This is a genomic window from Microcystis sp. M_QC_C_20170808_M3Col, from assembly GCF_007095505.1.
Lineage (GTDB): Bacteria > Cyanobacteriota > Cyanobacteriia > Cyanobacteriales > Microcystaceae > Microcystis.
The window spans coordinates 1-12,527 of the sequence record NZ_SFBY01000218.1 but is presented as its reverse complement, the minus strand read 5'-3'; the positions used below and the strand labels follow the sequence as shown (position 1 = coordinate 12,527).

General features: G+C 43.6%; 10 protein-coding genes and 1 pseudogene. 5 read left to right on the top strand and 6 right to left on the bottom strand.

Translation table 11 applies throughout. The annotated features are described in order from the left end of the window. The first annotated feature begins 192 nt into the window (after positions 1–192). Entirely contained in the window at positions 193–588 is a 396-nt protein-coding gene (gene queF, locus EWV84_RS09835) for a preQ(1) synthase (RefSeq protein WP_002740916.1), read from the top strand. A gap of 307 nt (positions 589–895) precedes the next feature. Beyond that, positions 896–1,933, top strand: a complete 1,038-nt coding sequence (locus EWV84_RS09830; RefSeq protein WP_287077849.1) for a PstS family phosphate ABC transporter substrate-binding protein — start codon at positions 896–898, stop codon at positions 1,931–1,933. 248 nt (positions 1,934–2,181) lie between these two features. On the opposite strand, the gene EWV84_RS09825 is transcribed toward EWV84_RS09830, so the two are convergent. From EWV84_RS09825 to nifJ, 5 genes are all read right to left on the bottom strand, one after another. Further along, on the bottom strand, positions 2,182–2,982 hold the full coding sequence (locus EWV84_RS09825) for a hypothetical protein (RefSeq protein WP_287077848.1): 801 nt from the start codon (positions 2,980–2,982) through the stop codon (positions 2,182–2,184). A gap of 267 nt (positions 2,983–3,249) precedes the next feature. Beyond that, positions 3,250–3,783 carry a hypothetical protein gene (locus tag EWV84_RS09820; RefSeq protein WP_287077847.1) on the bottom strand — a complete coding sequence of 178 codons (534 nt, stop codon included), beginning with the start codon at positions 3,781–3,783 and terminating at the stop codon, positions 3,250–3,252. Between the two features lie 190 nt (positions 3,784–3,973). Then, complete coding sequence (locus EWV84_RS09815) at positions 3,974–5,188, bottom strand: ATP-dependent 6-phosphofructokinase (RefSeq protein WP_287077846.1); 1,215 nt, start codon at positions 5,186–5,188, stop codon at positions 3,974–3,976. 335 nt (positions 5,189–5,523) lie between these two features. Next, positions 5,524–6,549: a dihydroorotate dehydrogenase-like protein gene (locus EWV84_RS09810; RefSeq protein WP_286823856.1), complete on the bottom strand. Its 1,026-nt coding sequence runs from the start codon at positions 6,547–6,549 to the stop codon at positions 5,524–5,526. Between the two features lie 2 nt (positions 6,550–6,551). Next, positions 6,552–10,106, bottom strand: coding sequence for a pyruvate:ferredoxin (flavodoxin) oxidoreductase (nifJ, locus tag EWV84_RS09805; protein ID WP_287077845.1), 3,555 nt, complete (start codon positions 10,104–10,106; stop codon positions 6,552–6,554). 667 nt (positions 10,107–10,773) lie between these two features. Between nifJ and lexA the strand changes: the two genes are divergently transcribed. Continuing rightward, positions 10,774–11,388, top strand: a complete 615-nt coding sequence (gene lexA, locus EWV84_RS09800; RefSeq protein ID WP_286823853.1) for a transcriptional repressor LexA — start codon at positions 10,774–10,776, stop codon at positions 11,386–11,388. Between the two features lie 129 nt (positions 11,389–11,517). Next, complete coding sequence (locus EWV84_RS09795) at positions 11,518–11,784, top strand: TIGR02450 family Trp-rich protein (RefSeq protein ID WP_286823851.1); 267 nt, start codon at positions 11,518–11,520, stop codon at positions 11,782–11,784. Positions 11,785–11,806: 22 nt separating this feature from the next. Here the strand turns inward: EWV84_RS09795 and EWV84_RS09790 are convergent. Continuing rightward, a pseudogene (locus EWV84_RS09790) lies at positions 11,807–12,019 on the bottom strand (transposase); the annotation flags it as partial. Positions 12,020–12,368: 349 nt separating this feature from the next. On the opposite strand from EWV84_RS09790, the gene EWV84_RS09785 reads away from it, so the two are divergent. Then, on the top strand, positions 12,369–12,527 hold a 159-nt coding region (locus tag EWV84_RS09785; RefSeq protein WP_287077851.1), incomplete at its 3' end, for a helix-turn-helix domain-containing protein.

Sequence of the window (12,527 nt, the reverse complement as noted above, 5' to 3'; positions counted from 1 at the left end):
TGGACTTTGTGTAAGACAGTACATGGTTTTTTAACCGTGGTATGCAACGGTGGTTGAAGCAGAAACTTAAATCGTGAGGTTTAGGAATCGCCGCCCTAAAAGTGCGGCGAGGATGTCAACTGTTGATTCGGTAACGCCTCTCGACTGAATATTCCAGCTATGATAGGAAACAGTGTCTAGTTAGGAAAAAACATGGTTCAGTCTTCCGAAAAAATTGAAGTTAAGTACGGGGAAAGAGAAATTGCCGAAGGAACATTAATTACTTTCCCCAATCCACGCCCGGGCAGAAATTACGATATTCAGATCACTCTGCCGGAATATACCTGTAAGTGTCCCTTTTCCGGTTATCCCGATTTTGCCACTATTTATCTTAGCTACGTTCCCGATCAAAAGGTGATGGAATTAAAGGCGATTAAACTTTATATTAATAGTTATCGCGATCGTTATATTTCCCACGAAGAAGCAATTAACCAAATTTTAGATGATTTGGTGGCCGCTTGCGAACCCTTGCAGATGAAAGTTAAGGGGGATTTTCATCCCAGAGGTAACGTACATACCGTGGTGGAGGTGATGTATAAAAAAGAATAGCCTCATTGTCTAGTTTGGGGATGGGGTTGCCTCCATCCCTTGCTTTTCTAGTTTTTGTTGTTCAAGTTTTTTGCTGTTCGAATATCTGTAGCCAGTCAACAGGAGAAGATGCTCAAGCAGTTTATATCGCTATCTTGTCCTTTATCTGATAGGTTTTACTCATCGAATCTGTCCTCTCCTTTCTGTTGTTCGTGTCTCTATGGTTTATCCTTAACCCTTGGCACAACTCGACAGAATTGTAAAAGCTAGGGTCATTAAAAAAAGCTGGTATTATCATTAAAGTAGTCCGAAGCCTGATCCTGATTTTATGTCCCAGAAAAATGAAATTCTTCCCCTGCTGTTGACGGTTATGGTGACATCGGCACTTTTAGGAGGAATTGCTTGGTGGTTGCTCAACAAAACCTTTCCCAATTTCAATGATCGATCGAATTCTTCTTCCTCCTCCTCCTCGAATAATCAAATTTCCGAAACGTTAGCTGCGGTTAAAAATGTCCCGGAAGGATTATTTAACTACGGGGGAAGTACCACTTGGGCCCCGATTCGCAAGGAAGTGGACTTTATCATCCAGCAAGTCTGGCCGAAATTTCGCCTCGTCTATACCGATCCCACTACGGGAACCCCCGGCACCGGCAGCGGTATTCGGATGTTAATCGAGAATCAATTGGCTTTTTCCCAAGCATCTCGATCGCTCAAAGATGAGGAAATACAACGCGCTCAACAACGGCGATTGACTTTAAAAGAGGTTCCCGTGGCTATCGATGGAATTGCGATCGCAGTTCATCCCGATTTACCGGTTTCCGGTCTAACAATTACCCAGTTAAAAGATATTTATACAGGAAAAATTAGCAATTGGCGGCAAGTGGGCGGGCCTAATTTAGCCATTATTCCCTATTCCCGACGCAAGGAAGATGGGGGAACCGTGGAATTTTTTATCGATCAGGTTTTAGAAAAAGCCGATTTTGGGGATAATATTCAGTACGTTTATAGCACGACTCCTGCTCTTAGAAAAGTTTCCCAAAATCCGGGAGGAATTTACTATGCTTCTGCACCGGAAGTAGTTCCCCAGTGTGGAATTAAAACTTTACCCCTCGGTAAAAGCGAAAATAAGTTAGTTGCCCCCTACCAAGAACCTTCGATCCCGTCTTCCCAATGTCCCCAGAAGCGTAATCAACTGAATGAATTAGCTTTTCAAAAGGGAGAATACCCGATCACCCGTCGTCTTTTTGTTATTATCAAACAAAATGGTCAATTAGACGAACAAGCGGGGGAAGCTTACGCTGATTTATTATTAACCGATCAAGGACAGAAATTAATTGAAAAAGCTGGTTTTGTTCCCTTGAGATAATTTAACCCAACTTCTACAAATCTAGGTTAAAGTGAATTTGAGTAATTTTCATGACAACGTTTCTCATAAAGATGAAGTATAATCTGATAGGGCATCGTCTCCTGTCTCCCAAAAATGAAAATTTTGTACCTCACCATTAAGATAACTGCTATAAGATGAGTTTGCTCCGTACTTTATTGCCATAAAAAACCCTGTAAAGACAAAGTTATCTTTTAGGATAATCACCGAAACAAAGACATAATTCCGGCTTAAATCTCTTCTTCTTCCACGGCAATTTCTTCTTCTGTTCTTTCTAATGGAATGGGAGGTTCCACTGTTGGACTTGTAGCTTTTTCTAAAGCTGGTCTTTGTGGATATGATTCTCGATTATGAAAAACTAGATCATATTGTTCGAACCATCTTGTCGATGTAGCTGCTGCTATTCTTATCTCCAGTTGTGGATTAAATAATTTTTGGATTAATAATATTGGCTGTCCTACTCCCACATTAATCGGCTGGTAAGCTTCTTCTTTTAAAAAGCTATACAAGTCTTCTAAAAGTGTTTTCATGTATTCGGGTGAATAACGATAGAATTCTGGAATAACTCTCAAAACTCGAGGAATCACTTTTTCAATCAACCATTGCTTATCTCGATACTCTAAATTTGATGCGGATAGATCAGAATAAACTAACTTTATATATTCTTGTAAAAAAGCTGTCGGAGTTAAATCACGATTTATTAGTGATTGACCTAGTATATCATGCTTATTTCTTTTAATCGACGCTTTGAGTCTTTCTGTAGAACCGGTTACTCCATCAACCGCTAAACCTGCTATGCCGCCGATCGAAGCTATGCTACTACCATAGAACCATTTTTGATAGGGATTCCAGTCTTCCGATGTAGTACCCATAGCAATAACGGCTCCTAAAGCACTGCCAAATGCGAATCCCAAAGAAGCTTTTTTAAGACGAGATAAAGGGTCTTCAAACATTGATATAAAATATAAAACGTTGTCTAAATTTTGCCAAAATTGCTCCAATATGTAAAGTGTACAGTAAGGTATGTACATACTGTACAGTCCAAATGTAAAGTCTGTACAGGTGGTAGATGTAAAAGAGGTACATACAAATATATAAAGTCTTTACAGTATCAACAGCAATAACTTCGCCCATTGCTAGGTTTTTTGGGGCAATTCTGAAAAGATTATTGATGATGTTGGGAATATCTAGCCCTAAAAACTCAATCAAATAAGTAGAACCCATCAGAGAGAGACTAATAGTTAAAAGCACGATCAGATAGCGATAGATAAAGTCATGATTATTTGACAGAAAAGAATTTAATTCATCGGGTTCGGTGAATTATCTCCGTTAACTATACTCTCGGTATTTTCTAAAAACTCAATCAAATAAGTAGAACCCATCAGAGAGAGACTAATAGTTAAAAGCACGATCAGATAGCGATAGATAAAGTCATGATTATTTGACAGAAAAGAATTTAATTCATCGGGTCGGTAAATTATCTCCGTAGATATTTGAGAGGAATATACAGTTCGGTTTTCTAATTTGACTCGGTTTTCTAATTTGTTTTCTTGATTGGGGAAAGGATTCAACAGAGGATGAACAAAAGGGATTAGGATTATTAAAACCAAGCTGAGATAACTGGCTATTTTTCTGATCTTTTCTAGCTTGGTTAAACGCTCCATTTCACTCATAAGCTCTATCCGATCGAGTTCTGGAAAATTGCCGTTGATATTAGATACTTGAGAGGAATTATTATAATCGGTTTTTTTTTCCACTAATTGATTAATGGATTGTGCTTCGTTGACTTGCTTTCCCGTGCAAGACTCTTGTGAGCTTAGTGAATTTGACATAGTTGTCGGCTTTTGAAAATTTAGCCCCCAGTATAACATAAGTCAGAAAATTAATTACACTCTTTTAAAAAGTTTCTTGATTTTTACAGTAGCTGTCAGTATCTCCCGTAATTGTAGCGTTTAGAAATGCCTAATCTTAACCAATTAACCAAGCGAGAAGGTATGAGCAACCCTTCTCGCTTTATTATCACTAAACCAACGCCTCCACAGCTTGCGGAACTACTGCCGTCTCGGTCGTGGTCGTGGGATTTTCCCCTAGGTAAATTCCCAAAGAACGGGCTGTTTTGACGATAAAACCATCAGGATCCACGGGATAGGCACAGCGATTCTCTTGATGGCATTGTTTGATAATTTTGATCACTGGTTTCAGGGGCAAACTACGCACTTGTCCCCCGCGCCAAATCACCACGCGATCGAGTTTTCCCTGTTCGATTAATTCTACGGCCTTAATGCCGAAAGCCGTGGCTAACAGTCGATCCATGGCCAAAGGAGGACGACTTCTTTGCAGGTGTCCCAAAGACATGGCCCGCACATCCATGGAATTGAGATAACAGAAGACGGGATCGGTAACGCACAAAGAGCGAGTTTTGTCAACTATCAATTTTTGTAAATAATCAGCAATATACTTCTCTTTTTGGTTATCTTCGTTTTTAACACCCTCAGAAATTACAATGAGAGCGAATTGACGACCTTGAGCGCGTAATTGTGCCAAATGACGACAACAACCGTCGATAATTTCGGGAGTGAGAGCAGGGGTTAATTCGGGAATAAAAATCGCATCGGCCCCCCCGGCAATTCCGGCATGAAGAGCTAAATGACCAGCATCTCTACCCATCACCTGCACAATCATCACCCTTTCGTGACTAGCGGCGGTAAAGGTGAGATCATACAAAGCTTGGGTGACGATATCGACGGCAGTGGTAAAACCGACGGCCCATTCCGTATAGGGAACGTCATTATCGATGGTTTTGGGAACCGCGATAATATTCCAATTGCCTTTCTGGGCGAGATCGTAGATGATATCGATGCTCCCATCGCCCCCGACGACGATCAGGGCATCTAATCCCAGCATTTCGTATCCTTGCAGGATTTTCGTGGCAATTTCTGGGTTTTCGGGATGTCCTTTGCTCAAAGAACCCAAGATACTACCACTAAGGAACTGCAAAACGTCTAATCCTTTCAAGACCCCTGGCAGGTTATAGCCATGCTGAGTCAGGATCAAATCTTGGGGGTGATATTTTCCCTCGGCAATCTGCATAAAACCGTCGGTCCCGTAGGGAATGCCGTACACATCCCAACCCTTGAGTTTTGATGCTTTCACCACGGCACGAATTACCGCATTTAACCCCGGGCAATCGCCACCACTGGTCAGAATACCAATTTTTTTCCTTTGATTCTCGCTCATGGTTATATCCTCCAGGATTTTTTTGTCAGGAGTCGGATGGGTGTTGGGGTGTTGGGGTGTTGGGGTGTTAGGGTGTTGGGGTGTTAGGGTGTTGGGGTGTTAGGGTGTTGGGGTTTTGGGGTTTTGGGGTTTTAGGGTTTTAGTTGAAATTCCCCCCAGGTTCTTCGTTACTTGGTATTAATTGATTAGTTCGCTCTAGATCAAAAACAATTGACAAAAATCGCCAAGTGCCTTTCTACATAAGGGTTCCATCCCTTATATCCCCCGTCCATTGCATAACACAAACCGAAGAGCCATTCCCCATTCCCCCATTCCCCCATTCCCACTTCCCACTTTTATTTGCTGGTGGTTTGAAAACGTTTCCAAACAGGTTCGTAACTTTGTATGGCCCTCATGTACTGTACCCGTTCAAAAGCGCTAGGATCTGGGCAATTCATTTGACTCATACTGCCAATTAACTGCTCGATCGATTCATACTCATTTTCTTCCAACCAATGCAATAAACCCTGTTCGATCTTGATAATTTCCTCCAAACCGTGGCGTAATAAAACACTAACTAACATAGTCGCTTTTGCACCCACCATCATCATTTTGATCACGTCGATGGCGTTATGAATACCACTGGTAGCGGCAAAATCCGTCGGTACACGACCGTAAAGCATGGCAATCCAGCGCAGGGGTAAACGCATCGCTTGAGGATTACTGAGGATAATATTGGGGTGAACATCCAAGGTTTCTAAGTCGATATCCGGCTGATAGAAACGGTTAAATAATACCAACCCATCGGCCCCCGCTTCCGCTAATTGTTTAGCCATATTGGCCGTATTGCTAAAGTAGGGACTTAACTTCATCGAGACGGGAATTGATACCTCCGATTTGACAATTTTGAGGATATCAATATAGTTTTGTTCGACGTGATTTCCGGTTAATTCCAGGTCGTTGGGAACATAATAAACATTCAACTCCAAAGCATCAGCACCCGCTTGTTGAATTTGAATGGCATACTCCAACCATCCCCCAGCGGTCTCACCGTTGAGACTGGCAATAATGGGAATATCGACCATTTCTTTGGCTTTGCGAATATGGTTGAGATATTCCTCGGAACCAACGTGAAAAACCTCCGGTTCGGGAAAATAAGTCAAAGCTTCCGCAAAACTCTCGGCTCCGTGGGTAAAATGATGGTGTAAAGCCAGTCTTTCCTGTTTAATCTGCTCCTCGAAAAAGGAGTGTAAAACCACGGCAGCGGCTCCGAAGTCTTCCATTTTCTTGATATTGTCGATATCCTCGCTCAAGGGTGCGGCCGCACCGATGACTAGCGGCGATCGCAATTGCAAACCCATGTAGGTAGTGTGTAGATTCATAACTATTCCTTGCTCCCTGTACCTTTTGCTGCTAGATACTGATACATTTGCCAGCGTGTGTCCACATCTGCTTGTGCTTCTTTGAGGAGACGTTTAGCTTCCTCCGGCTTACTGGTGGCCAACATCTTAAAGCGATTCTCCGAGTAGAGAGTTTGCGCTACGGTAAGCTTAGGCTCACGGCTGTCCAATTGCAGGGGATTTTTGCCTTCTTTAGCTAAATCGGGATGATAACGGTACATTAACCAGCGACCGCTTTCCACCACTTCTTTTTGATGGTTCATGGCGGTGGTCATGTTGATCCCGTGAGCAATACAGTGAGAATAGGCGATAATTAACGATGGCCCGTTGTAAGCTTCCGCTTCTAGGAAAGCTTTGATAGTTTGCTCGTTTCTTGCCCCCATAGCCACGCTGGCCACATAGACGTTACCGTAGGTCATGGCCATTAAACCGAGGTCTTTTTTCGGCCCTGGTTTGCCACCAGAAGCAAATTTAGCTACGGCGGCGCGGGGAGTAGCTTTCGAGGCCTGGCCGCCCGTATTCGAGTAAACTTCCGTATCCATGACCAAAATATTCACATTGCGACCACTGGCTAAAACGTGATCTAAGCCACCGTAACCGATGTCGTAGGCCCAACCGTCACCCCCGACAATCCAGACGCTTTTCTTGACCAGATAATCGGCCACGGATAACAACATTTTCACCTGCGTGGTCGGGGTTAATTGCCCTAAACGGGATTTTAAGGCCTCTACCCGTTGCCGTTGTTCGTAAATTTCCGCTTCATCGACTTGGTGACAATTGAGAATATCTGCCGCTAGACTTTCTCCGATTTCACTAGCGAGGGTTGCTAACAGTTCGGCGGCAAATTCTGCCTGTTTATCGATGGAAACTCGGAATCCTAAGCCAAATTCGGCATTATCTTCAAAGAGGGAATTCGACCAAGCTGGACCGCGACCTTCAGCGTTAACTGCCCAGGGTGTTGTCGGTAAATTACCTCCGTAGATAGATGAACAACCGGTGGCATTAGCCACTATCATGCGATCGCCAAATAGCTGACTGACCAATTTAACGTAGGGAGTCTCACCACAACCGGCACAAGCACCGGAAAACTCAAAGAGAGGTTCCTGCATTTGCTGATGGTTAATTTTATTAAGATTTAGGCTTGAACGGTCTGGATTCGGCAAATTAAGGAAGAAATCCCAGTTAACTCGTTCCTGTTCCCGCAGGGGCAATTGGGGAGCCATATTAATCGCTCTTAGACGCGGTTGCGATTTGTTTTTAGCGGGGCAAACATCAACGCAGATACCGCAACCGGTACAATCTTCGGCGGCCACTTGGATGGTGAATTTTAGCCCTTTCCAGTCGTGATCCTTGGCATTAGCGACTTTAAAGGTTTCTGGGGCCGTGGCTAATTCGGCCTCATCATAGACTTTTGAGCGAATAACGGCGTGGGGACAAACGAGAACGCATTTACCGCACTGAACACAGACATCAGCGTCCCAAACGGGGATTTCTTGGGCAATATTGCGTTTTTCCCATTGGCTAGTGGCGGTGGGATAAGTACCATCGTTGGGAAGGGCGCTAACGGGCAATTCATCCCCGTGACGGGCGATAATTTTGCCGAGGACTTCTCGGACGAAAGCGGGTGCGGTGTCGGGGATTGGAGGTCTTAATTCAAAAGCTTCCGGGGTGACAGTGGCGGGAATTGGCACTTGATAGAGGTGTTCTAGGGCAGAATCCACAGCTTTGATGTTCATCTGCACGATTTCTTCGCCTTTCTTGCCGTAGGTCTTGCGGATAGCTTTTTTGATTTGTTCGATCGCATCTTCCCGAGACAAAACCCCCGCTAGGGCAAAGAAACACACCTGCATCACGGTATTAATCCGACTGCCCATCCCCGCTTCTTTGGCTACTTGAGTGGCATTAATCGTATAAACTTGCAGATTTTTATCGATGATAGTTTGCTGGAGATTGCGGGGTAAGTGACTAAACACCTCCTCCGGTGGATAGGGACTATTCAGGAGAAAAATTGAGTTCGATTTAGCGGTTTCTAGCAGGTCAAATTGTTCGACAAATTCCCACTGATGACAGGCGATAAAGTTAGCATCAGTGATTAAATAGGTAGAGCGAATCGGCTCCGGTCCAAAGCGTAGGTGAGAAACGGTGACGGAGCCAGATTTTTTGGAATCATAGACGAAATAACCCTGGGCATAATTATCAGTATCTTCACCGATAATTTTAATTGAATTTTTGTTAGCTCCCACCGTACCATCGGAACCTAAACCGTAGAAAACCGCCCGCACTACTTCGTCCGGTTCGGTGGAGAAACTGCGGTCATATTCCAGACTGGAAAAGGTAAGATCGTCAACGATACCAATAGTGAAGTGATTTTTCGGTTTGTCGAGACTTAAGTTATCAAATATACCAGCAATCATGGCTGGAGTAAATTCTTTGGAAGATAAACCGTAGCGTCCTCCCACAATTTTCGGCAGCTTGCCTTCGTACTCTTCCATAAAGGCATTTACCACGTCTAAATATAGCGGATCGCCCCCGGCACCGGGTTCTTTACAGCGATCTAAAACGGCTATTTTTTTCACTGTGGTGGGCAAAGCTGCCAGTAATTTGTCGGCGGCAAAGGGACGATAGAGACGAACTTTTAAAACCCCAACTTTAGCCCCATTTTGATTGAGATAATCAACGGTTTCATGGACGGTTTCCCCTCCCGATCCCATTAACATAATCACTCTTTCGGCATCGGGCGCACCGTGGTATTCATAGAGATGGTATTGCCGTCCTGTTAATTGGGCAAAACGATCCATAATTTTTTGAGTGATATCGGGACAAGCATAATAGAAAGGATTGACGCTTTCCCTTGCCTGGAAATAAACATCGGGATTTTGTGCCGTGCCTCGTAAAACCGGTCGATCGGGAGTTAAAGCCCTTTGACGGTGGGCAATAATTAGGTCTTCATCGATCAGTTCTTTGAGAGTTTCATCGCTAATTAATTCGACTTTTTGCACCTCATGACTGGTACGAAAACCATCAAAAAAGTGCAGAAAAGGAATCCGCGTTTCTAGGGTGGTAGCTGTGGCGATAGCCGCCAGATCTTGAGCTTCTTGAACGGAATTAGCCGCTAACATAGCCCAACCCGTACTTCTGGCAGACATGACATCACTATGATCCCCAAAAATTGACAATCCTTGGGCTGCTAAAGCACGGGCCGCCACATGAACCACTGAAGAGGTTAATTCCCCCGCAATTTTGTAGAAGTTGGGGAGCATTAATAATAATCCCTGCGAGGAAGTGAAAGTAGTAGTTAAAGAGCCTGTTTGTAGCGCTCCGTGCAGGGTTCCCGCTGCCCCACCTTCGCTCTGCATTTCGATTACGGAAGGGATGGTTCCCCAGAGATTAGCTCTGCGTTCGGCCGCCCAACTATCGGACCATTCACCCATAGGCGAGGAGGGAGTGATAGGATAAATAGCGATTACTTCACTGAGACGATAGGCAACGCGCGCAACAGCTTCGTTACCGTCTATGGTTGCATAGGTTTTTTTTGTCATGTGTTCCCCTTAGTTTTTACGATATTTGTCGGGATTTTAAGTTTTTTTACGGCTCAATTTCGCACTAAATATCCTCTCGTTTCCCTGACAACCGAAGGATTTTCTTTGAGCGTCGCTTTTGACTCCCTATCTACTATTGGACGCTTACGGCAGACAGGCTTAAGTAGAGCAATTTTTCTGTCTCCACCTCGATCATTATCCAGATTCTCGGCTTTCTAGCAATTCGTTATTTTTTCTTAATACGCTGCTGAGTTTGCCAGCAACCGACTGGGATTAATTAATATTGAGAATTGAGATAAAAATTAATGATACTTTTTTTAAAAAAGTGCTAGGTCAGAAGATAAGCTGTTGACTATCTAAATTACTCATTAAGACTGTCTATGAGCAGGGAGAAGGAATTATGAATTATTAATTATGAAGTGGGGAGAAGGGAGAATACATAAAAGCTGTCTCCTGTCTCCTGTCTCCTGTCTCCTGTCTCCTGTCTCCTGTCTCCTGTCTCCTGTCTCCTGTCTCCTGTCTCCTAACCAACCACGACAATTTTTGATTTTTGCAAGAGATCTAATAACCAGTTGATTTAGTCAGCCGATGAAGTTAAGATGTACTAGGTTAAACACAAATGAACTAAAGTACAAATTATCTTAACCCAAGGATAGGAAAATAGATCATGACTAACCTCGAAACCCTTACTCAAGCGCAAAAGGAGTTGTACGACTGGCTAATTGAGTATATTCGCACTACTCAACACGCCCCTTCCATCCGGCAAATGATGCGAGCGATGAATTTACGCTCTCCCGCACCGATTCAAAGCCGTTTAGAACGTTTACGCGCCAAAGGCTATATTGATTGGACAGAAGGAAAAGCACGCACCCTGCGGATTCTCAAACAACCAGTGCAAGGTTTACCGGTTCTCGGTGCGATCGCTGCTGGTGGTTTAGTGGAACCCTTCACCGATGTGGAAGAAAAACTCGATCTTTCTAACCTGTTGCAACGCAGTCAAGACTGTTATGCTCTGCGCGTTTCTGGAGACAGTATGATCGAGGATCATATTGCCGATGGGGATCTGGTGATTATGCGTTCTCTGACGGGTAATGAAGCGGTGTCCAATGGGGAAATCGTCGCCGCTAGAGTCGAAGGCCACGGCACTACTTTAAAACGTTTCTACCAAGAAGGAGAAATCATCACTCTCCAACCCTCTAATCAAAAATATCAACCAATTACAGCCAATACTGAACAAGTACAAGTGCAAGGGGTTTTAGTGGGTGTTTGGCGCGGTTATTAGCCAAAACTGGGGCGCACTTAAGCGCCCCGATAATTTTTCCTCTCCTTGCTCCGGGAAAAGAATCGGGTTGGCAGACATAGGATAATATAAGGGTTTTAGCCTATCCCGAACTCAGATGTCTTAACTTTTATGCCCAAAAAACAGAAATATCCCCATCTCTTGGGATCAAAATGGACGGCAAAACAAAAAACATGGGGCTGGCGACATTTTCAAGTGGTCAATCGTCAAAATCGCGGTCAATGGGTTTTTGCCGAATTAGTCGCTTCTTGCGATCCGACTGTCCGCTTCTGGATTAATGCTAAACAGTTGCAAGACGCGAATCTCTGGCAATCAGGTTGGCAAACCCTAGCGGAAATGAACCAACCCGACAGCGCCGACGAGATTATTGTTAATTAATATTAAGAAACCTTGTAATTTTTCACTCTTTGCCCATCAGCCACGCCGAGAGCTTTTTATGCAAGAGATCTAGTTTAAATGCAGAACAGCCTATTTTCGGGGAGTTTTGGTTCTCGACGTATTTTTTTAGTTGTTCGACGGTAACGCCGCCACAACTGGCCACGAAATAAGCTCCCGTCCAAAAATAGGGTTTGTTGTAGAAATACTTTGCCGCTAAGTACGGAAATTCTTTTCTATAGCGGTTATCGTATCTGTGAGGTACAGTTTAACCTTTGCTGATTAAGCTTTTCATGATTGAGAATGTACCTCTTGTGAACAGGAAACGCTATAATTAAGCGACTACTAACTGTTTTAAGGGATTCACCGTTGAAATCAAGTAATGTGCTGTCCCATTTTGTGACGTTGACACAAAAATTTCTTTAAGTCGGGCTAAGATTTCATTGTTAATAGCAATGGCCGGTATTTGATGACGAATACGACGTGAGCGGTAAGTCTATAAACGGAGCGAAATTCATGATTGTAATCAGTTTACATATTAGGCGGTAAGTGTTATAATTTGATTTTACATCACGAAACGAACGACAGTGATAACGCTTACCTACCAGTACAAACTAAAGGTAAACAGACAACAGGAACGGGAGATCATCCACATTCTTGATGTTGGCAAAAGCGTTTACAATTACGCGCTCTCGGAACGGAAAGATTGGCTAAACTCTCGAAAGTGTCTTGCGGATCGCTGTTCG

Coding starts and splice junctions, on each gene's coding strand:
- EWV84_RS09820 (WP_287077847.1), bottom strand. CDS start 3,783: ATGTCAAATTCACTAAGCTCACAAGAGTCTTGCACGGGAAAGCAAGTC.
- EWV84_RS09810 (WP_286823856.1), bottom strand. CDS start 6,549: ATGAATCTACACACTACCTACATGGGTTTGCAATTGCGATCGCCGCTA.
- lexA (WP_286823853.1), top strand. CDS start 10,774: ATGACTAACCTCGAAACCCTTACTCAAGCGCAAAAGGAGTTGTACGAC.
- EWV84_RS09825 (WP_287077848.1), bottom strand. CDS start 2,982: ATGTACATACCTTACTGTACACTTTACATATTGGAGCAATTTTGGCAA.
- nifJ (WP_287077845.1), bottom strand. CDS start 10,106: ATGACAAAAAAAACCTATGCAACCATAGACGGTAACGAAGCTGTTGCG.
- queF (WP_002740916.1), top strand. CDS start 193: ATGGTTCAGTCTTCCGAAAAAATTGAAGTTAAGTACGGGGAAAGAGAA.
- EWV84_RS09795 (WP_286823851.1), top strand. CDS start 11,518: ATGCCCAAAAAACAGAAATATCCCCATCTCTTGGGATCAAAATGGACG.
- EWV84_RS09815 (WP_287077846.1), bottom strand. CDS start 5,188: ATGAGCGAGAATCAAAGGAAAAAAATTGGTATTCTGACCAGTGGTGGC.
- EWV84_RS09830 (WP_287077849.1), top strand. CDS start 896: ATGTCCCAGAAAAATGAAATTCTTCCCCTGCTGTTGACGGTTATGGTG.